Origin of the sequence: Pantoea sp. MBD-2R (assembly GCF_039134845.1) — a bacterium.
GTDB lineage: Bacteria > Pseudomonadota > Gammaproteobacteria > Enterobacterales > Enterobacteriaceae > Erwinia.
In genome coordinates, this window is the sequence record NZ_CP152417.1 from 4,278,999 (window position 1) to 4,300,013 (window position 21,015).

Consider the following 21,015-nt stretch of genomic DNA (forward strand, 5'->3'; position numbering starts at 1 on the left):
ATGATTATTCCCTGGAAAGAACTCGATTCGGAAACCCTCGCGAACCTCATTGAAGCTTTCGTGCTGCGTGAAGGCACCGATTACGGTGAACAGGAGCGATCGCTGGAGCAGAAAGTCAACGACGTCAGGCGTCAGCTTGAAAGCGGTGAAGCGGTTCTGGTGTGGTCGGAACTGCATGAAACGGTGAACATCATGCTGCGTGGTCAGTTCCGCGAGTAGGTCGCTGTGCTTATCTTCTGCGCATGAACGTGACACAAATGCGCAAAACGTGATACCAATGCGGGATCGCCATGACCTTTTCAGAGAGCGCTAAGTATGTCAGCCAAACATCCCGTGATTGCCGTCACCGGCTCCAGCGGCGCAGGAACCACCACCACCAGCCTGGCCTTTCGCAAAATCTTTCAGCAGCTGAACCTGCACGCCGCGGAGGTTGAAGGCGACAGCTTTCACCGCTTTACCCGGCCAGAAATGGATATGGCAATCCGTAAAGCACGCGATATGGGCCGCCATATCAGCTACTTTGGACCCGAGGCCAATGACTTTGCGCTGCTGGAACATACCTTCGTTGAATACGGACTGACCGGTAGCGGCAAATCGCGCAAATATCTGCACACTTATGATGAGGCGGTGCCGTGGAACCAGGTGCCGGGAACCTTCACCCCCTGGCAACCGCTACCCGAACCGACAGACGTCCTGTTTTACGAAGGTCTGCACGGCGGCGTCGTTACGCCGCAGAATAACGTGGCGCAAAATGTCGATCTGCTGGTCGGCGTGGTGCCGATCGTTAACCTGGAATGGATACAGAAGCTGGTTCGTGATACCAGCGAGCGTGGGCACTCTCGCGAAGCGGTCATGGATTCCGTCGTGCGCTCAATGGAAGACTACATCAACTTTATTACGCCGCAGTTTTCCCGCACCCACATTAATTTTCAGCGCGTACCCACTGTTGATACCTCAAATCCCTTTGCGGCTCGCGGCATTCCCTCGCTGGATGAAAGCTTTGTGGTTATTCATTTCCAGGCGCTGGAGGATATCGACTTTCCCTATCTGCTGAGCATGCTGCAAGGCTCTTTCATTTCCCATATCAACACGCTGGTGGTGCCGGGCGGCAAAATGGGGCTGGCGATGGAACTGATAATGGGACCCCTGGTGAAGCGACTGATCGAGGGCAAAAAGATCGAGTAGCGGCGTTACGCGCTCGCTACTGTGCAACGATAGAAAAGCTGTGGGTCAGCTTCACGCCCTTCCCCAGCATCAGCGCGACCGGACAATATTTTTCTGCGGAGAGCTGGACCGCGCGAGCAACGATTTTTTCCTCCAGCGCCTTTCCGCTAACGATAAAATGCAGATTAATATGCGTAAATATACGCGGCGCCGCCTCACGCCGCTCTGACGTCAGTTTGACCTCGCAATCCCTGACGTCGTGACGTCCTTTTTGCAGAATAGAAACGACATCTATCGCGCTGCATCCTCCGGCCGCCATGAGCAACATTTCCATTGGGCTGGGTGCTTTATCACCGGCGTTACCATCCATTAAAACCTGATGACCGGATGAGGATTCTCCCAAAAAGGTCAGCCCTTCCACCCATTTGATACGTGCCTGCATAACAAACTCCTCTAATTCATTCAGTTATCTTACCTTCAGGTCCGGACAACAAAAACGGCAATGCGACATAAATAGCACTATGCTGAAGCGAGACAACAGAAGACACCCATGCAAAGCTGTGCTACAAACAAAGCTGTAATAATTTCGTCAGTACTCTACATACAAGACGAAAAGGGACGACATAACGAGCCAGGCTTTCAACAGAAGCCCGAATAAATTTCCTTGATGGGAAACGCTTGACCATTTCAACGCCTGACAGGGAACTCTGCCCCTGTATTTAGGCACGATAACAACAGAGGATAACAGCGAATGGTTCTCGGCAAACCGCAAACAGACCCGACACTTGAATGGTTCCTGTCACATTGCCATATTCACAAGTATCCATCCAAAAGCACGCTGATTCATCAGGGTGAAAAAGCGGAAACGCTTTACTACATCGTTAAAGGCGCGGTAGCCGTATTGATCAAGGATGAAGAAGGTAAAGAGATGATCCTCTCTTACCTCAATCAGGGCGATTTTATTGGTGAGCTTGGCCTGTTTGAAGAAGGTCAGGAACGCAGCGCCTGGGTGCGAGCGAAAACGGCCTGCGAAGTGGCTGAAATTTCCTATAAAAAATTTCGCCAGCTGATTCAGGTCAACCCTGACATCCTGATGCGTCTTTCATCACAGATGGCGCGCCGCCTGCAGGTGACGTCTGAGAAAGTCGGCAATTTAGCTTTCCTCGATGTGACAGGTCGCATCGCGCAAACCTTGTTAAACCTGGCTAAACAGCCGGATGCCATGACTCACCCGGACGGGATGCAGATTAAAATCACCCGCCAGGAGATCGGCCAGATTGTTGGCTGCTCGCGTGAAACCGTAGGTCGCATTCTGAAAATGCTGGAAGATCAGAACCTGATCTCCGCGCATGGTAAAACCATCGTAGTTTACGGCACTCGCTAACCGGCTCTGAATCCACGGCGCAACGCCTCTGTTGCGCCTTTTTTATTGGTATACAGTGATGTGGCGTCGAATTATCTATCATCCCGAGGTCAACTACGCGCTGCGTCAGACGCTGGTGCTCTGTTTACCGGTCGCTATTGGATGGCTGCTGGGTGACCTGCAAAAAGGACTGCTGTTTTCTCTTGTGCCGGCCTGCTGCAACATTGCCGGTCTCGATACCCCGCATAAGCGCTTTTTCAAGCGGCTGATGGTTGGCGGCGGCCTGTTCGCACTGAGCAGTTTTCTGGTCCAGTATTTAGGCAATCATGCCATTCCCCTGCCTGCCATTCTGTTTGCAATGGCTCTGCTGCTGGGCGTGACGGGCGAAATCAGCCCGCTGCATGGTCGTTTGCTTCCCAGCTCGCTGATTGCCGGTATTTTTACCCTCAGCCTGGCGGGAAGAATGCCCATCTGGGAACCGCCGCTGCTCTATATCCTTGGCACAGTTTGGTATGGCGCATTTAACTGGTTCTGGTTCTGGCTGTGGAAAGAGCAACCGATGCGCGAAACGCTCAGCCTGTTATACCGTGAGCTGGCGGGCTACTGCGAAGCGAAATATACCCTGCTGACCCGCCTTAGCGACCCGGAGAAATCGCTGCCGCCATTACTGGCCCGCCAGCAAAAAGCGGTCGACCTGATTACCAACTGCTATCAGCAAATGCATATGCTGGCAGCCAGCAACGATAATCACCACAAGCGATTGACGCGCGCCTTTCAGGTAGCGCTGGATTTGCAGGAGCACATCTCCGTGAGTCTGCATCAGCCGGAAGAAGTGCAAAAGCTGGTGGAGAAAAGCCATGCCGAGGCGGTGATCCGCTGGAATGCTCAGACCATCGCGGCCCGGTTGCGGCAGCTGGCCGACGACATTCTTTATCACAAGCTCTCCGAGCGCTTCTCCATGGATAAGCAGCTTGGGGCATTAGAAAAAATTGCCCGCCAGCATCCTGATAACCCGGTTGGAACGTTCTGCTCTTACCATTTCAGCCGTATCGCTCGCGTTCTGCGCACGCAGCGTCCCCTTTATCAACGCGACTTGATGGCCGATCGCCAGCGCCGCTTACCGCTGCTGCCAGCAATCAAAAACTATTTATCGCTCAAGTCGACTGCGCTACGCACCGCAGGCCGCTTTGCCGTGATGCTCACTTTTGCCAGCTCGCTGGCGCTGTTTTTTAACCTGCCCAAGCCTTACTGGATCCTGATGACGGTGATGGTGGTCAGTCAGAACGGCTACAGCGCAACGCGGGTGCGCATCCAAAACCGTGCGCTCGGCACGCTGGGCGGCTTAATTGTGGCGGCTGTCGCCTTGCGCCTTCAGGTTCCGCAATCTGCCGTCCTGTTGGTAATGCTGATTATTACGCTGGTGAGCTACCTGTTTATCCGCAAATTTTACGGTCTGGCGACGATTGGTTTTACGGTGACGGCGGTTTACTCGCTACAGCTACTCTCACTGAACGGTGCGGACTTCCTGCTGCCGCGCCTGTTGGATACGCTGATGGGCTGCCTGATTGCCTTCGGCGGGATGATCTGGCTGTGGCCGCAGTGGCAGAGCGGCCTGCTGCGGCAGAATGCGCATGACGCGCTGGAAACCTATCAGGAGGCGCTACAGATGCTGCTGGGCGATGAGCAGAAGCCCGAGAAGCTTGCTTATCAGCGCATACGGGTTAACCAGGCGCATAACGCGCTGTTCAATTCGCTGAATCAGTCGATGCTGGAGCCGGGATTTGATAACAGCTATCTGTCAGATATGAAGCTGTGGGTAACGCACAGCCAGTTTATCGTGGAGCATATTAATGCGATGACGATTCTGGCCCGTGAGCACACCATGCTGACGCCGCAGCTGGCGGAACGTTATCTGCAAAGTTGCGAAATAGCCTTGCAGCGCTGCCAGCAGCGGCTTGAGTACGATGGCCCGAGTTCGGGAAGTAACGTGCTGGACGATAAGACGGAGTCTAATCAGGGGCCGGTCACTATTCTGGAAAGGCATGTGAAGCAGATTTTGGGACACCTGAGCGTCATGCATACCCTCTCTTCACTGGCCTGGAGCAGCCGACCGCATCATGGACGCTGGCTGTCGAGGCGTCTGCGTAAGTCCTGAAGGGCAGCCGGAAGCCTGTGTTAACGGCTTCCGGCCTTCTGGCTTACGCCAGCACTTTCTTCACGGCCTCAGCGAAGCGCGTCATGCCTTCTTCAATATCGGCAGGCTCAATAACCAGCGATGGCGCAAAGCGGATAACATCCGTTCCCGCATTCAGGATCATGACGCCTTCGGCCGCTGCGGCGTTAAGGATATCGCGCGCTTTACCCGCATGCTGAGGTTTCAACGCCGCACCAATCAGCAGTCCTTTGCCACGAATTTCGCTGAACAGATCCAGCTTCGCATCCAGCGCTTTTAATGCAGTGACGAACAGCTCACGCCGCGTTTCAACACCGCTGAGTACTTCTTCCGTGTTGATAATATCCAGCGCGGCTTCGGCTACGGCACAGGCCAGCGGATTGCCGCCATAAGTGGTGCCGTGAACGCCCGGCGCCATCGCGGAGGCGATTTCATTGGTGGTCAGCATCGCACTCACCGGGAAGCCGCCGCCCAGCGCTTTAGCGGTGGTCAGAATGTCTGGCTTCACGCCGTAATGCTCACAGGCAAACAGCTTGCCGCTACGGCCCATGCCGCTCTGCACTTCATCCAGTACCAGCAGCGCCTGATGTTCATCACACAGCTGACGCAGTCCCTGCATAAACTCTGGCGTCGCAGGCACAATGCCGCCTTCGCCCTGGATTGGCTCAACCACGATGGCGCAGGTGTGGTCATCAATTACCGCTTTAACCGCAGCCAGATCGTTGAACGGCACATGGACGATATCCGCCGGTTTGGGGCCGAAACCGTCAGAGTATTTAGGCTGTCCACCAACGGACACGGTAAACAAAGTGCGGCCGTGGAACGCATTATGGAAGGCGATGATTTTACTTTTATACGGCGAATGGCGCTTCGAAGCATAGTAGCGAGCCAGTTTAAACGCGGCTTCGTTCGCTTCCGCGCCGGAGTTGGCAAAGAACACGCGTTCGGCGAAGGTCGCCGCAATCAGCTTGCTGGCCAGGCGCAGAGAAGGCTCGTTAGTGAATACGTTGCTGGTATGCCACAGCGTTTCACCCTGCGTTTTCAGGGCTTCCACCAGCACAGGATGGCAATGACCCAGCGCAGTAACGGCAATCCCACCGGAGAAGTCGATATATTCTTTGCCCTGCTGATCCCAGACGCGGCTGCCTTTTCCTTTCACCGGCACAAACTGCGCTGGTGCATAAACAGGCAAAATCACTTCATCAAACGTTGAGCGCGTTACCGCTAATTTATCCGCTGCCATTGCCTACCTCATTTTCTTACGTTACAGAGACGTGAAATTATAATCATAAAATATGCATAAAAAATCACTCAAAGGCAACTCTATTGCCGGAGGAAATTTTTTAACAGCTGATGTCCCTGTTCGCTGAGGATGCTTTCCGGATGAAACTGCACGCCTTCCAGCGGCAGTTGGCGATGGCGGAATCCCATAATTTCATCCGGCTGCCCGTCACGCAGTGACCATGCCGTCACCGTAAAGTCCGGCGGCAGCGAATCCTTCTCAACAATCAGTGAGTGATAACGCGTGACCGTTAGCGGATGATTTAGTCCTGCAAACACGCCGCCTTCATTATGTTCAATGGCGGAGGTTTTGCCATGCATCACTTCCCTCGCCCGTACCACCCGCGCGCCAAAAGCCTGAGCGATAGCCTGATGACCGAGGCAGACGCCCAGAATCGGCAGCTTACCGGCAAACGCACGGATAGCAGCCAGAGAGATGCCCGCATCGTCTGGCGTACAGGGGCCCGGTGAAATCACCAGTTTTTCAGGCTGAAGCGAAGCAATCTCTTCCAGCGTCAATTCGTCGTTTCGGTGTACCCGGACATCGGCACCCAGTTCACAAAAGTATTGGTAGAGATTCCAGGTAAAAGAGTCATAGTTATCAATCAGCAACAGCATGGGCACTCCGGGTAGATCGGGACGCCGCTATTCTACGCACTTTCATCCCGTTCGCTTACCACTTTGCCAAATGCGGCCGTCAGCGGTGCCAGGTCGCCCGCCAGGCTGGCCTGAATCGCCGCCTGCCAGCTTTCACGATCGATCAGGCGCCACTGAATATCCCAACCGGCATGAACAATCAGCTGCTCAAAAAAGAGTCGTTGAGCACGGCCATTACCACGCAGGAAGGGATGTAACACCGTCAGCTCACAGTAGTACCAGGCCAGGCGTTCGATCAGTTCTTCATAAGGGAGATCGGCAAGGCCATTTTCTTCCTCCAGCGCCTGCATCAGCGCATTGCCTTCTTTTTCGATGTATTCGAAATGGCAGCACAGCGTCTCACCGATATGAATATCGATTTGCCGCAGCTCGCCTGCATCATCCAGAACATCCTGAAAAAGCTCACGATGGAGCGCACGCAGATGAGGTAAACCGGGATTACGGGCGCCCAGCTCAGGCAGCGTGGCGCTTAGCAGAAAGCTCGCGAGGAAATTATCTGGCAGACGCTGCTGCCAGAGGCTGTTTTTTTGCTTGTCGGTGAGTTTTCTGGACATACGACCTCCATGGACGGGGTAAAGGCTGCGTGAAATGTTCACTAATTATAAGCAGCATTCCCCCGTCGGGAGGGTTAAGGCAGGACTTTTGCAGAAAGGATCACCACCGGTTTGACCGGTACGTTCTGATAAGGGCCAACGTTTTGCGCCTGAACCTGAGAGATCTTATCAGCAACGTCCTGGCCTTTTACCACTTTACCGAACACGGCATAGCCAAAATCACGCTGGCCGTGGTCGAGGAAAGCATTGTCAGCCACGTTGATAAAGAACTGGCTGGTGGCGCTGTCTTTATCGGCAGTACGCGCCATTGAAATGGTGCCGCGCTTGTTCAGCAGACCATTATCGGCTTCGTTTTTGATCGGCGCGTTGGTCGGTTTTTGCTGCATGTCAGTGGTAAAGCCACCGCCCTGCACCATAAAACCAGGAATGACGCGATGAAACGTCGTGTTGTTATAAAAACCGCTGTTGACGTAATCAACAAAGTTTTTCGTGGAAATTGGGGCTTTTTGATTATTGAGTTCCAGCTCAATGTTGCCAGCTGAAGTGGTCAGCAGCACATGCGTATCCCCTTTCGCAGCCAGCGCGGAAGCAGAGATCGTGGACAGCGCGAGCACGGTGGCAACCGCTGTCAAAGTACGTTTTAACATGAAAGATTCCTTACTGAGGGCTAGCAAAAAAAACAAAGTTGATTGTAAAGAGGCGCTTAACCGGGCGCCAGCGTTTTACCTTTATTTACGCGTTTATCCGCGACGCAATCGCTTTCGGAGAGGAAAAAACAGTGACATTTATCACGAAATTCATGAACATGAGCGCATTAATTTCATTATTGATTTAAGCAGATCACTATTCCCGCTAAAATGGCCGCGCTAAGCGTGAGCGTTCTGCTTCACGATCTCTCAGACTCACAGGCTTCCACTATGACTAATCGCGATCGAATCGGGCTTACCTGGATCAGTTTTTTGTCCTATGCGTTAACCGGCGCAGTAGTAATTGTCACCGGTATGGTACTGGAAAATATTGCTGACTATTTTCATCTGCCGGTCGCGCAGATGAGTAATACCTTTACCTTCCTCAACGCCGGTATTTTAGTGGCGGTCTTTTTAAATGCCTGGCTGATGGAAATTATCCCTCTGCGGCGCCAGCTGATTTTCGGCTTTGTACTGATGCTGCTGTCGGTTCTGGGGCTGATGACCAGTCACTCGTTAAGCGTGTTCTCACTTTGTATGTTTGTGCTCGGCGTGGTCAGCGGCATTACTATGTCGATTGGTACTTTCCTGATCACGCACCTGTATGAGGGACGCCAGCGCGGCTCACGCCTGCTGTTTACCGACTCGTTCTTTAGCATGGCAGGCACGATTTTCCCGATTATCGCTGCCGCGCTTCTCGCCCGCTCGCTGCCATGGTACTGGGTTTACGCCTGCATCGGCGTCATCTATCTGGCCATTTTCGTGCTGGCGCTGCGCTTTGAGTTCCCGGTACTGGGTAAAAATTCTGCCGCTCATCAGGCCGTTGAAAAAGAAAAATGGGGCATTGGCGTGCTGTTCCTGTCTGTCGCGGCGCTCTGCTACATTCTGGGACAGCTTGGCTTTATTGGTTGGGTGCCACAATACGCCACCAAAAGCATGGGGATGGATCTGATTCAGGCAGGGGGTCTGGTCGGCAATTTCTGGACTTCGTACATGATCGGCATGTGGGCGTTCAGCGCTATTTTGCGCTTCTTCGATCCTCAGCGAATTGTGACGCTGCTGGCGCTGCTCTCTACTGGCCTGATGTACTGGTTCGTCAGCAGCACCGATGCTTCAATGCTGAAGTGGATCATGATTAGCCTTGGCTTCTGCTCCAGCGCTATCTATACCACTATCATCACCCTCGGCTCGCTGCAAACCAGGGTTTCCTCGCCTAAGCTGGTTAACTTTATTCTGACCTGCGGAACGGTAGGCACCATGCTGACCTTTGTGGTCACTGGCCCGATCGTTGAGAAAGGCGGCGCTCATGCGGCGCTGATGACCTCAAACGCGCTGTATGCGGTGGTGTTTGTGATGTGTCTGCTGCTGGGCTTCGTGAGTAAACACAAGCTGCACGGCCATATGTCTTCGCATTGATCGATAAGGCCGGTACCTGCTTCGATAAGGGGTGCCGTGCCAGCGCGAGGGATACGGGCCGTCCATAAAGACGCAAAAGACGGCATCCCTGCCAGCTCGACACGGGCCGTCCATGGCCCGTGACGCTTTATTACCGGCCCGTATCCCTCACGCTTTTACTTATGAGTCGTCTGCGGGCCAGATACATCGGCATCGGCAGAAAAAGAGTTCCTCAACGTTTAAAATCCACCCCTTCGCTTTCGTCCAGGTGAATAGTGGCCTGCGCGAGCTGCGTTTCTGCTATCACCCTTCCCTGACGCATTGAGTAGCGCGTTGGCACCTGACGGCGCAGCGCATCAAAACCGTTTTCCGCAGGGAGAATAATCAGGTTGGCACTGTTGCCGGTCTTAATCCCATAATCCGTCAGCTGTAGCGTTTTCGCGCTGTTATCGGTAATCAGCCTGATGCCTTCGTCCAGCTGGCTGTAACCCATCAGCTGGCAAACGTGTAGCCCCATATGCAGTACCTGTAACATATTGGCGGTGCCCAGCGGATACCAGGGATCGAAAACATCATCATGACCAAAGCAGACATTGATATCCGCCTCGAGCATCTCCTTCACCCGGGTAATGCCGCGTCGTTTCGGATAGCTGTCAAAGCGCCCCTGCAAATGAATATTCACCAGCGGGTTAGCGACGAAATTGATCTCAGAAAGTTTTAGCAGCCGGAACAGGCGAGACGTATAAGCGCCATTATAGGAATGCATCGCCGTGGTATGGCTGGCGGTGACGCGTGCACCCATCTTCTCGCGCAGCGCCAGCGCCGCGACGGTTTCCACAAAACGCGACTGCTCATCGTCGATCTCATCGCAATGCACATCGACCATTCGCTGATATTTCTGGGCCAGCGCAAAAGTTTTATGCAGTGACTCCACCCCATATTCACGGGTAAATTCAAAATGCGGGATAGCCCCAACCACATCAGCACCCAGACGCAATGCCTCTTCCAGCAACGCTTCGCCATCGGGATACGAAAGGATGCCTTCCTGAGGAAACGCCACAATCTGAATATCAACCCACGGCGACATCTCTGCTTTGACCTCCAGCATCGCCCGCAGCGCGGTTAGCGTCGGATCGGAGACGTCTACGTGCGTTCTCACATGCTGAATACCGTTAGCGATTTGCCATTTCAACGTTTGCCGGGCGCGCGTTTTCACATCGTCATGACTCAATAACGCTTTGCGCTCCGCCCAGCGCTCAATGCCTTCAAACAGCGTGCCGGAGGCATTCCATGCCGGTTCGCCGGCGGTTTGGGTCGTATCAAGATGGATATGAGGTTCAATGAAAGGCGGTAGCGCCAGCCCGCCTTCCGCATCCAGCGAATCCGCAGCTGGCGTGCTGTGCGTTTGCGGAGAGATCGCTGCAATCCGCCCTTCATGAATATCAATTTGCCACAGCCCCTCACGCCAGGGCAGCCGTACGTGGTTCACTCTTTTTATTTGAATTGCCTGCATAACACGCTCCCGAATGTCAGTGGTCTTATAACCCTATCATTGTTTTCCTCTGTTGCAGGATACCTCGCCAGCCCTGGCTGAACCGATTCAGGTTAAAGTGAATAAAATCTTACGCTTACAGTAAAAACCGCGTGGGCTTACGGCCTACCCATAAAGGAGTATTTGAAAAACGGATTGATATACATCAATAACCCTTGAGTTTGTCACGCTATTGTAGCCGCATTAGTTTGCAATGTGAGGCAAAAATGAGCACCCGACTCGTCATTATTGGCAACGGCATGGTGGGCCATCGACTGATCGAGGAGCTGGTCGACAAAGCGGCTCCCGGCCAGTTTGCCATCACCGTATTTTGTGAAGAACCCCGCGTGGCTTACGATCGCGTGCATCTTTCCGCTTACTTCTCTCATCATAATGCTGACGAGCTGTCGCTGGTCGCTGAGGGCTTCTATCAGCAGCATCACATTGAGATCCTGACCCGCGAACGCGCCATCAGCATCGACCGTCAGAAGAAAGTGGTTCACTCCAGTACCGGCCGTGAAGTTCATTACGATAAGCTGGTGCTGGCGACGGGTTCTTATCCGTGGGTACCACCTGTCAGTGGTGCGGAGGGTACTGACTGCTTCGTTTACCGCACGATTGAAGATCTGGACGCCATCGAAGCCTGCGCCAAACACAGCCAGCGTGGCGTGGTCGTTGGCGGCGGTCTGCTGGGGCTGGAAGCCGCTGGGGCGCTGAAAAATCTCGGCATTGAAACGCACGTTATTGAATTTGCGCCGGTGCTGATGGCTGAACAGCTCGACCCGCCCGGCGGACAGCAGCTGCGCAACAAGATTGAGCAGATGGGCGTCAGGGTACATACCAGCAAAAACACTCAACTCATCAGCGATCGGCCTGAGGGCGGGAAAAAGCTGCGGTTTGCTGACGACAGCGAACTGGACGTTGATTTTATCGTTTTCTCCACCGGCATTCGCCCCCAGGATATGCTCGCCAGACAGGCAGACCTGCCTGTTGCACCTCGCGGCGGCGTGCTGGTCGACGACGGTTGCCAGACGGCGGATAAAGACATTTACGCTATTGGCGAATGTGCCGCATGGCAAAACCGGGTTTACGGACTGGTTGCGCCGGGCTACAAAATGGCTCAGGTAGTAGCGGATCGTCTCATCGGTAATAACAACGCTTTTACCGGCGCGGACATGAGCGCCAAATTAAAACTGCTGGGCGTAGACGTTGGCAGTATTGGCGATGCGCATGGCCGCACGGCAGGCGCACGCAGCTACAGTTATCTGGATGAAAATAAGGGCGTTTACAAACGTCTGGTGGTGAGTGCTGATAACAAAACGCTGTTGGGCGCGGTGCTGGTAGGCGACACCAGCGACTACGGTAATCTGCTTCAGCTGATGCTGAACGCCATCGAGCTGCCGGATAATCCCGACTCGCTGATTCTGCCCGCGCATGCGGGTAATAAACCGGCGCTCGGCGTGGAGTCGCTGCCCGACACGGCGCAAATCTGTTCCTGCTTTGACGTCAGCAAGGGTGATTTGGTGCTGGCAGTACGAAACGGTTGTCATACCGTAGCCGCGCTGAAAGCGGAAACCAAAGCCGGAACGGGCTGTGGCGGCTGCGTGCCGCTGATGACGCAGGTACTCAATGCTGAGCTCAGCCATCAGGGCATTGAAATTAACCATCACCTTTGCGAGCACTTCAGCTATTCACGGCAGGAACTTTATCATCTGATCCGCGTGGAGGAGATCAAATCCTTCGACCAGCTGCTGAAAAAATATGGCAAAGGTTACGGCTGCGAAGTCTGTAAACCGACAGTCGGATCGCTGCTGGCTTCGTGCTGGAACGAATATGTGCTGCAACCACAGCTCACCGCATTGCAGGACAGTAACGACAACTTTCTCGGCAACATTCAAAAAGATGGCACCTACTCCGTTATTCCGCGCTCGGCGGGCGGCGAAATTACCCCTGAAGGTTTGATGGCCATCGGCGAAATCGGCCGTCGTTATCACCTCTATACCAAAATCACCGGCTCTCAACGCATTGGCCTGTTCGGCGCGCAAAAAGACGATCTGCCGGCAATCTGGCGGGCGCTGCTGGCAGCCGGATTTGAGACCGGACACGCTTATGCCAAAGCGCTGAGAATGGCAAAAACCTGTGTCGGCAGCAGCTGGTGCCGGTTTGGCGTAGGCGACAGTACCGGGCTGGGCGTAACGCTGGAGAACCGTTATAAAGGCATCCGTACGCCGCATAAAATGAAGTTCGGCGTTTCTGGCTGCACGCGAGAATGTGCCGAGGCGCAGAGCAAAGATGTTGGCATTATAGCGACGGAAAAAGGCTGGAATCTGTACGTCTGTGGCAATGGCGGCATGAAACCTCGTCACGCGGACCTGCTGGCGGCGGATCTGGACCGCGACACCCTAATCCGCTACCTCGATCGCTTTATGATGTTCTATATCCGCACCGCCGATAAGCTACAGCGCACCTCCCTCTGGCTGGAAAGTCTGGAAGGCGGCATTGATTATCTTAAGCAGGTGATTATTGACGACAGGCTGGCGCTGAACGATCAGCTGGAAGCGGATATTGCTCTGCTGCGCGAGAAATTTGTGTGCGAGTGGCAGGCAACGATTGACGACCCCGCTCAGCAAGCGCGCTTTGCCCATTTCATTAATGCTCCGCAGCGCGACCCGCTGGTCCAGAGTATTGCTGAACGTGAGCAGCACCGGCCCGCTCGTCCTGACGAGCGCATTCCCGTGACGTTACTGGAGGAACAATCATGAGCCAGTGGCATTCCGTTTGTGCATTAGAGGAGATCCTCCCGGCCACCGGCGTTTGCGCGCTGATAGCAAACCAGCAGGTCGCGCTGTTCCGCCCCGCTGCGGACGAGGTGGTTTATGCCCTGAGCAATATCGATCCGTTTGCTCAGGCCAGCGTGCTGTCACGTGGGCTTATCGCCGAGCATCAGCAGGCGCTTTGGGTTGCCAGCCCGTTGAAAAAGCAGCGTTTTCGCCTCAGCGATGGCCTGTGCATGGAAGATCCCCACTATTCCGTGCAGGCATGGCCGGCCAGAGTGCAAAATGGCATCGTTGAAGTCGCTATCTGACACGGCCTGTCCGCTATGATGCGGTTTTTAACCCTGCAAGCGCTGCGCTGGCAGGGTTTTCCTCTTTCTGCGAGCAACGTATGCATTACTTTCCCCTTTTTTGTCAGCTTCGCCACCGGCTGGTGCTGCTGGTTGGTGGCGGCGACGTTGCCGAGCGTAAAGCCCGGCTGCTGCTGAAAGCCGGAGCAGAACTACGCGTGTGCGCCACGCACTTTTCATCGCAGTTTTATTTATGGCAGCAGGCCGATCGGCTTTCGCTAATTGAGCAAACTTTCTCGCCAGAAATGCTGCAAGGGTGCTGGCTGGTTGTGGCGGCAACGGACGATAACGCTGTCAATCAACAGGTCAGCGCAGAGTGCGAATCCAGACAGATTTTTTGTAACCTGGTGGATGCCCCCGAACGGGCCAGCGCGATCGTGCCGTCCATTGTCGATCGCTCGCCACTGATGGTGGCGATTTCCAGCGGCGGCGCGGCGCCGGTCATGGCCCGGCTGTTGCGCGAGAAAATTGAAGCGTTGCTACCGCAGCATTTAGGGAAAATGGCCGCCTGGGCGGGCTCGCTTCGTCAGCGGGTAAAAAATCAGTTTAGCGATATGGCTTCGCGCAGACGCTTTTGGGAAAAAGTGTTCCATCACGATCGCCTGGCCCAAACGCTTGCCAATGCAGATGCCGCCCAGGCTGAAAAACTGACGGAAGCGCTGTTTGCCGAGCCGCCTGAACATCGGGGCGAAGTGGTACTGGTCGGTGCCGGCCCCGGCGATGCCGGATTGCTGACCCTGAAAGGTCTACAGCAAATTCAGCAGGCCGACGTGGTGGTTTACGATCGGCTGGTTTCCGACGAGATCATGGAACTGGTCAGAAGAGATGCGGAGCGCATTTTTGTCGGCAAACGCGCCGGTTTTCACTGCGTGCCTCAGGAGGCAATCAACCAGATATTGCTGGAGCAGGCGCAGCAGGGAAAACGCGTAGTACGGCTGAAAGGCGGCGATCCCTTTATTTTTGGGCGTGGCGCAGAAGAGCTGGAAGCGCTACTGGATGCCGAAATTCCTTTTTCCGTGGTTCCTGGCATCACTGCCGCATCGGGCTGTTCAGCCTACAGCGGTATTCCGCTCACGCATCGTGATTACGCGCAGAGCGTGCGCTTAGTGACCGGGCACGTGCAGCGTGGCGGCGGCCTTGACTGGCAAAGCCTGGCAGCAGAAAAACAGACGCTGGTATTTTATATGGGGCTGGCGCAGGCCGCAGAGATACAGCATCAGCTAATGCTAAACGGTATGGATGGCGCGATGCCGGTGGCGCTGGTGGAAAGAGGAACGTCTACACAACAGCGGGTGGTGAGCGGCGAGCTGGCTGAGTTAGCAACGCTGGCGAGTCAGGTGAACAGCCCTGCACTGATTATTGTCGGACGGGTTGTCGCGCTACGCGATCGTTTACGCTGGTTCTGACGGGCCGCAGACAAACCTGAGCAAGCCCGGAGCAAGCATCACGGGCCGTGGACGACCCGTGATGAGCGGCCACGGACGGCGCTTTTCGCGTCTCTGCGGAGCGTGTATGCCACTGAGCCTTGTTAATAATCCAGAAGCGAAGCCGGTTCGCTTCTGGTTGGTGCCTTACGGCTGTGCGACGAAGCCGACCGCCTCGTAGACTTTCTTCAGCGTTTCCTGAGCCTGCGCACGGGCTTTCGTTGCGCCATCACGCATTACCTGCTCCAGGAAAGCTTCATCATTACGATAGCGATGATAGCGCTCTTGCAGCTCGGTCAGCATACCGGAAACGGCTTCGGCGACCGCGCCTTTCAGATGGCCATACATCTGGCCTTCGAACTGCTTTTCCAGCTCAGGAATGCTGGTGCCGGTCACGCCGGAAAGAATATCCAGCAGGTTAGAAACGCCCGCTTTATTCTTCACGTCATAACGCACCACCGGTGGCTCATCGCCGTCGGTCATCGCACGCTTAATCTTTTTGACTACCGATTTAGGATCTTCCAGCAGGCCGATAACGTTGTTACGGTTATCGTCGGATTTGGACATCTTTTTGGTCGGCTCAAGCAGCGACATCACGCGTGCGCCCGATTTAGGGATAAACGGCTCCGGCACTTTAAACACGTCGCCGTACAGCGCATTAAAGCGCGCCGCCACGTCACGGCTCAGCTCCAGATGCTGCTTCTGATCTTCCCCGACCGGTACCTGAGTGGTTTGATACAGCAGAATATCAGCCGCCATTAACACCGGGTAATCAAACAGACCGGCATTAATATTCTCTTCATAACGCGCGGACTTATCCTTGAACTGCGTCATACGGCTCAGCTCACCGAAGTAGGTATAGCAGTTCAGGATCCAGCCAAGCTGCGCATGCTCAGGGACGTGAGACTGAACAAAGATGGTGCTTTTTTGCGGATCGATGCCGCAGGCCAGATAAAGCGCCAGCGTATCCAGCGTCGCTTTACGCAGCGCAGTAGGATCCTGGCGCACGGTGATCGCATGCAGGTCAACAATACAGTAGATGCAGTTGTAATCATCCTGCATGCCGACCCACTGACGCAGCGCACCCATATAGTTACCGATGGTCAGTTCGCCGGAAGGCTGTGCGCCGCTAAATACGATGGGTTTCATCTTTTTTCGTCCTGGTAATTACAGCCCGGTGGCGGGCAACAAATCGTTAAAATGGTCGAGTACGAGATCGGGGTTGCTGTTGGCAATCGGCTCACCGTAGTTATAGCCGTAGCTCAGGCCCACGCAGGGCGTTCCCGCAGCCTGCGCGGCCTGAATATCATTACGCGAATCGCCGATAAACAGCAGTTCTGACGGCAGCAGGCCAAACTTGCCCAGCACCATAAACAGCGGTGCCGGATGCGGTTTTTTCGCCGCCACGTCGTCACCGCCGATAATCAGCGAGAAATAGCTGTCAATGCCAAGCGACTGCAACAAGGGAGCGACAAACGGCGTTGGTTTGTTGGTGACAATCGCCATTGGCAGCCCTTTCGCTGCAAGCAGAGCCAGGCCTTCTTTCACCTGCGGAAACAGCTTGCTGCCCTCTTTCACGGTCATCGCATAATGCTTATCCAGCAGCACGCGAGCATCCCGCAGCAGATCGCCGGAAGGCTGATGACCCAGCGCCCACGTCAGCGCCCGTTCAATCAGCACATCGGCACCGTTACCGATCCAGGTTGATACGCGTTCAATACCGGCAGCGGGCAAGTTTAATGCGCCCAGCGCCGCGTCCACGGCACCCGCCAGGCCCGGTGCGCTGTCAATCAGCGTGCCGTCCAGATCAAAGGCCAGCGCGCGAATATTAGTGAAATGAGCCATGGCGCGATTTCTCCAGTTCAGTACGCATATCATCAATCACTTTTTTGTAATCAGGCTGACCAAAAATGGCCGACCCAGCAACAAACATGTCGGCACCCGCCGCCGCGATTTCGCCAATATTTTCCACTTTCACGCCGCCGTCCACTTCAAGGCGGATATCGTAGCCGCTTTGATCGATCAGTTTCCGGACCTGACGCAATTTATCCAGCGTTCCTGGAATAAATGACTGTCCGCCAAAGCCTGGGTTGACCGACATCAGCAGCACCACATCGACTTTATCCATCACATATTCAAGATAGCTGAGCGAGGTTGCCGGATTGAAAACCAGCCCGGCTTTACAGCCGTGTTCTTTGATCAGCTGTAGCGTGCGGTCAACATGCTCAGAGGCTTCGGGATGAAAAGTGATGTAAGAGGCGCCCGCTTTGGCGAAGTCAGGGATCAGACGATCCACGGGTTTAACCATCAGATGCACATCAATGGGAGCGGTAATGCCGTAGTCACGCAGCGCTTTTAGTACCATCGGCCCCATGGTCAGATTGGGAACGTAGTGATTATCCATCACGTCGAAATGTACGACATCGCCTCCGGCAGCCAGCGCTTTGGCCGTGTCTTCACCCAGGCGGGCAAAATCTGCAGACAAAATTGATGGGGCTAGCAAAAACTTTTTCATCCATTTCTCCCAATTAGCGCGCCTGACAACAGGCACGTACTGCATTTGAGGGTCAGTCGCCGGTAAACAGCGCCAGCAGTTCATTAACCTGGGTTCGTCCGCTACCGTTGCGACTGATAGAACGTCGCGCCTTGATCTGATGCAGCTGCTGTGCCGCCTGATACCATTCGCGCGTCAGCGGCGTGTCATGATTGGAAATCAACACCGGGATCCGGCTTTCACGCGCCAGCTTTACCGCCAGCTCGGCCAGATGCTGCTGCTGCAACAGGCTGAAACTGTTGGTGTGGTAGGCGGTAAAATTCGCCGTGGCCGACAGCGGCGCATAGGGTGGATCGCAATAAACGACCGAGCCTTGCGACGCTCTGCTCAGGGTAACATCGTATGATTCACAGACAAAGGTGGCGTTTTGCGCCCGCTCGGAGAACCAGTAAAGTTCGTCCTGAGGAAAATAGGGCTTACGGTAACGACCAAAAGGCACGTTAAATTCACCGCTTAAATTGTAGCGGCAAAGTCCATTGTAGCAGTGGCGGTTCAGGTACAGAAACAGCACGCCGCGACGATACGGATCGGTGCAACGATTAAACTCAAAGCGACGGGCGTAGTAAAACTCAGCCTCGTTTGCCTCGCTGGTAAACAACTCGCGGGCATCGGCAACGAACTCGTCGACGCGATTTTTGACGATGTTGTAGAGGTTGATCAGGTCACTGTTGATATCGGCCAGCACGTAGCGTGGGAAATGGGTATTCAGAAATACGGATCCCGCGCCAACAAAAGGCTCGATCAGACAGTCCCCTTCAGGTAAATGACGTTGGATATCATCAAGAAGCGGGAATTTACCACCCGCCCATTTCAAAAAAGCGCGATTTTTTTTCATGCCGTCGTTTTATTACAATTACTCTTCTGGCTGCGGTTACACCGACAGCATATCTGCGCTTTAAATCGTCAGGCCGCTTAACGCGGCCTGACGGAGACTGGACGGAGGGTACCCGCCGTTTATCAGTTAGCCGACTCTTTCTTAACCTGGCTTACAGGTTTAACCCACGGATTTTTTGCGCGAACATCCGCTGGCAACGAGGCTACAGCACGCTTCGCATCAGCTGGCGTGGCGTAAGAACCACTGACCAGCACATACCAGGCTTCGCCGTTACGCGTGGTTTTATATACGTGGTAGCTGCCAAGCCCCTGTTTTTTCGCCCAGGCGTTCAGCGTATCGGAGCGGGAAGCGCTGCTCAACTGCAAGGTGTAATTTCCACCGGTTACAGCGGAAGAAGCCGTCGAAGCAGGCGCGGATGCGGCTGGCGACGATGCTTTTACCGGCGTATTTTTATGAACGCTTTCTTTCGCAACTGGCTTAGTCACCGTTTTGTGCGTTACAGCAGGTTTATTCTGATGCGGAGCAGGCTGGGCCGTAGGCTGAGCCGCCACTGGACGACTCCCTGCCGTTACCGTCGCGGGCGCCGTTGGCAGCGAACTGGCGTTATCGGCACCCTGCGCGGCGGCATCAACCTGGTTCTGCTGGTTAGACAGCGCATTGTTAAGATCGCCCGGTAATTCAACACGCTGCTGACCCGCTGGCGTCTGAACCGGCTGAGCCTGCGTTGGCGTAGAAGAAATTGGCGGCGCGCTGAGTTCCTCTGGGCTGGACGCAGCCGTGTTGCTGCTGGCGTCAGGCGCAGGGGTTTCGGCTGGCGCTTGCGTACCAGACTGGCCGCTCATTGAAGAGGAGCCTGAAAGATCGATATCGTTGCCGCTGCCGGAGGTTGCGGGTGTTTGCCCGGCATTCTGACTCTCTTTCTTATCTGAGGAGGTCAGCGTGGAGCCAATACCCACCACAATCAGCAGCAGAACCAGGATGCCCACGCCCATCATCATGTGCTGGCGCGAAACCGGGACTTTGGGGGCAGAAGACGTTTTACGGGATCGCTGAGGACGGCGATCGCTGGTGTCAGGCTTTAACTCATCTTCCGGTTTAAACTCGTCCATTCAACCTCCTCCAGTAGAGCAGCAACGCCGCTTCACATCCTGTGAGCAGCGGTAACGTCAATAGTGTTTTAAACCGACTGTTGGCAATCGTTAATTGCCGCCAGAACCCGATCGTGTCCAACGCCGCTGCGTACACAGGAGCGACCTATAGCCAGTGGCAAGACCAGACGCAGCTCGCCAGCAAGCACTTTTTTATCGCGCAGCATATGCGGCAAATAGTCTTCTGCCGCCATGCTCTCCGGACCGGCTACCGGCAACCCTGCCCGCTTCAGCAAGGTAATAATTCTGTCGGTATCCTGCGAGGAGAATTCGCCCAGCCGCTCAGCGGTACGCGCAGCCATGACCATTCCGGCCGCAACGGCCTCACCATGCAGCCAGTTACCGTAGCCCATATGCGCTTCGATCGCATGACCATAGGTGTGGCCCAGGTTCAGCAGCGCACGCTGGCCCATTTCACGTTCATCGGCAGCAACCACTTCCGCTTTTAGCTCGCAGCATCGACGGATGCAATACGCCAGGGCTTTACCGTCAAGCGCCAGCAGCGCATCCATATTCTCTTCCAGCCAGCTAAAAAACTCGCCGTCAAGAATGATGCCGTACTTGATGACTTCAGCCAGGCCCGAAGCCAGCTCGCGCGCAGGGAGTGTGTTCAGGCAGTCGATATCGATCACAACGGAAGCAGGCTGATAGAACGCGCCAATCATGTTCTTGCCCAGGGGATGATTCACGGCGGTTTTTCCTCCAACCGAAGAATCCACCTGAGAAAGGAGCGTGGTTGGCACCTGGATAAAGCGCACGCCACGTTGATAGCTCGCTGCCGCAAAACCGGTCAGATCGCCAATGACCCCGCCACCTAAGGCAATCAGGGTCGTGTCGCGACCGTGAGGTTTTTCCAGCAGCGCGGTAAAGACCTGATCCATTACCGCCAGCGTTTTATACTGCTCGCCGTCCGGCAGGATCACCTGGTCTACCTCCACACCCGCTTTTTCCAGCTGCTGGCGCAAAGGTTCAAGATAGAGGGGGGCCAGGGTCTGGTTTGTCACCAGCATGGCCCGATCGCCCGCCTTAAGCGGCCAAAAAGAAGCCGGATCGTTAAACAGTCCGGCAGCAATGGTAATGGGGTAACTGCGTTCCCCCAAAGTGACGGTAATCTTCTCCATGAAGC

General features: G+C 54.8%; 20 protein-coding genes. 8 read left to right on the top strand and 12 right to left on the bottom strand.

Features of this window, described 5'->3' with window-relative positions:
* Together AAGQ96_RS19760 and AAGQ96_RS19765 are read left to right on the top strand one after the other, a co-directional pair.
* On the top strand, positions 1-219 hold the full coding sequence (locus AAGQ96_RS19760; RefSeq protein ID WP_342754379.1) for a YheU family protein: 219 nt from the start codon (positions 1-3) through the stop codon (positions 217-219).
* A 96-nt stretch (positions 220-315) separates the two neighbouring features.
* A complete protein-coding gene (locus AAGQ96_RS19765) occupies positions 316-1,185 on the top strand; it encodes a phosphoribulokinase (RefSeq protein WP_147200112.1) in 870 nt (289 codons plus the stop codon).
* 16 nt (positions 1,186-1,201) lie between these two features.
* Here the strand turns inward: AAGQ96_RS19765 and AAGQ96_RS19770 are convergent, their stop codons facing one another.
* Positions 1,202-1,606, bottom strand: coding sequence for an OsmC family protein (locus AAGQ96_RS19770; protein ID WP_147200113.1), 405 nt, complete (start codon positions 1,604-1,606; stop codon positions 1,202-1,204).
* Between the two features lie 309 nt (positions 1,607-1,915).
* Here AAGQ96_RS19770 and crp point away from each other — a divergent pair, with 309 nt between their 5' ends.
* Complete coding sequence (gene crp, locus AAGQ96_RS19775; protein ID WP_017803012.1) at positions 1,916-2,548, top strand: cAMP-activated global transcriptional regulator CRP; 633 nt, start codon at positions 1,916-1,918, stop codon at positions 2,546-2,548.
* A gap of 58 nt (positions 2,549-2,606) precedes the next feature.
* Positions 2,607-4,682, top strand: coding sequence for a YccS/YhfK family putative transporter (locus tag AAGQ96_RS19780; RefSeq protein ID WP_147200114.1), 2,076 nt, complete (start codon positions 2,607-2,609; stop codon positions 4,680-4,682).
* A 43-nt stretch (positions 4,683-4,725) separates the two neighbouring features.
* On the opposite strand, the gene AAGQ96_RS19785 is transcribed toward AAGQ96_RS19780, so the two are convergent.
* From AAGQ96_RS19785 to ppiA, 4 genes are all read right to left on the bottom strand, one after another.
* Entirely contained in the window at positions 4,726-5,943 is a 1,218-nt protein-coding gene (locus AAGQ96_RS19785) for an aspartate aminotransferase family protein (protein ID WP_342754380.1), read from the bottom strand.
* Between the two features lie 80 nt (positions 5,944-6,023).
* Positions 6,024-6,599 (bottom strand): aminodeoxychorismate synthase component II, encoded by a 576-nt coding sequence (locus tag AAGQ96_RS19790; protein WP_147200116.1) that lies wholly within the window; start codon positions 6,597-6,599, stop codon positions 6,024-6,026.
* 32 nt (positions 6,600-6,631) lie between these two features.
* Positions 6,632-7,192, bottom strand: a complete 561-nt coding sequence (locus AAGQ96_RS19795) for a putative adenosine monophosphate-protein transferase Fic (RefSeq protein WP_342754382.1) — start codon at positions 7,190-7,192, stop codon at positions 6,632-6,634.
* 74 nt (positions 7,193-7,266) lie between these two features.
* Positions 7,267-7,839 carry a peptidylprolyl isomerase A gene (ppiA, locus tag AAGQ96_RS19800; protein ID WP_147200118.1) on the bottom strand — a complete coding sequence of 191 codons (573 nt, stop codon included), beginning with the start codon at positions 7,837-7,839 and terminating at the stop codon, positions 7,267-7,269.
* A 270-nt stretch (positions 7,840-8,109) separates the two neighbouring features.
* Here ppiA and tsgA point away from each other — a divergent pair, with 270 nt between their 5' ends.
* On the top strand, positions 8,110-9,294 hold the full coding sequence (gene tsgA / locus AAGQ96_RS19805; RefSeq protein WP_147200119.1) for an MFS transporter TsgA: 1,185 nt from the start codon (positions 8,110-8,112) through the stop codon (positions 9,292-9,294).
* Positions 9,295-9,505: 211 nt separating this feature from the next.
* Here the strand turns inward: tsgA and AAGQ96_RS19810 are convergent, their stop codons facing one another.
* Entirely contained in the window at positions 9,506-10,786 is a 1,281-nt protein-coding gene (locus AAGQ96_RS19810) for a cytosine deaminase (RefSeq protein ID WP_342754383.1), read from the bottom strand.
* A 245-nt stretch (positions 10,787-11,031) separates the two neighbouring features.
* Here AAGQ96_RS19810 and nirB point away from each other — a divergent pair, with 245 nt between their 5' ends.
* The 3 genes from nirB to cysG all read left to right on the top strand — a co-directional run bounded on the left by nirB (position 11,032) and on the right by cysG (position 15,334).
* A complete protein-coding gene (gene nirB, locus AAGQ96_RS19815; protein ID WP_342754384.1) occupies positions 11,032-13,566 on the top strand; it encodes a nitrite reductase large subunit NirB in 2,535 nt (844 codons plus the stop codon).
* A complete protein-coding gene (nirD, locus tag AAGQ96_RS19820; protein WP_147200122.1) occupies positions 13,563-13,889 on the top strand; it encodes a nitrite reductase small subunit NirD in 327 nt (108 codons plus the stop codon). The genes nirB and nirD overlap by 4 nt, the downstream gene beginning before the upstream one ends.
* An 80-nt stretch (positions 13,890-13,969) precedes the next feature.
* A complete protein-coding gene (gene cysG, locus AAGQ96_RS19825; protein ID WP_342754385.1) occupies positions 13,970-15,334 on the top strand; it encodes a siroheme synthase CysG in 1,365 nt (454 codons plus the stop codon).
* 165 nt (positions 15,335-15,499) lie between these two features.
* On the opposite strand, the gene trpS is transcribed toward cysG, so the two are convergent.
* The 6 genes from trpS to aroB form a co-directional block, all read right to left on the bottom strand.
* On the bottom strand, positions 15,500-16,501 hold the full coding sequence (gene trpS / locus AAGQ96_RS19830) for a tryptophan--tRNA ligase (protein ID WP_147200124.1): 1,002 nt from the start codon (positions 16,499-16,501) through the stop codon (positions 15,500-15,502).
* An 18-nt stretch (positions 16,502-16,519) separates the two neighbouring features.
* Entirely contained in the window at positions 16,520-17,197 is a 678-nt protein-coding gene (locus tag AAGQ96_RS19835; protein ID WP_147200125.1) for a phosphoglycolate phosphatase, read from the bottom strand.
* The gene (rpe, locus tag AAGQ96_RS19840; RefSeq protein ID WP_147200126.1) at positions 17,181-17,867 is read right to left on the bottom strand and encodes a ribulose-phosphate 3-epimerase; all 687 of its coding nucleotides are present in this window, start codon (positions 17,865-17,867) and stop codon (positions 17,181-17,183) included. Before rpe ends, AAGQ96_RS19835 begins: the two co-directional genes overlap by 17 nt.
* Positions 17,868-17,919: 52 nt before the next feature.
* Positions 17,920-18,741 carry an adenine-specific DNA-methyltransferase gene (gene dam, locus AAGQ96_RS19845; protein WP_147200127.1) on the bottom strand — a complete coding sequence of 274 codons (822 nt, stop codon included), beginning with the start codon at positions 18,739-18,741 and terminating at the stop codon, positions 17,920-17,922.
* A 122-nt stretch (positions 18,742-18,863) separates the two neighbouring features.
* The gene (locus AAGQ96_RS19850) at positions 18,864-19,850 is read right to left on the bottom strand and encodes an SPOR domain-containing protein (protein WP_342754386.1); all 987 of its coding nucleotides are present in this window, start codon (positions 19,848-19,850) and stop codon (positions 18,864-18,866) included.
* A gap of 68 nt (positions 19,851-19,918) precedes the next feature.
* Positions 19,919-21,010 carry a 3-dehydroquinate synthase gene (aroB, locus tag AAGQ96_RS19855; protein ID WP_147200129.1) on the bottom strand — a complete coding sequence of 364 codons (1,092 nt, stop codon included), beginning with the start codon at positions 21,008-21,010 and terminating at the stop codon, positions 19,919-19,921.
* Positions 21,011-21,015: the final 5 nt, after the last annotated feature.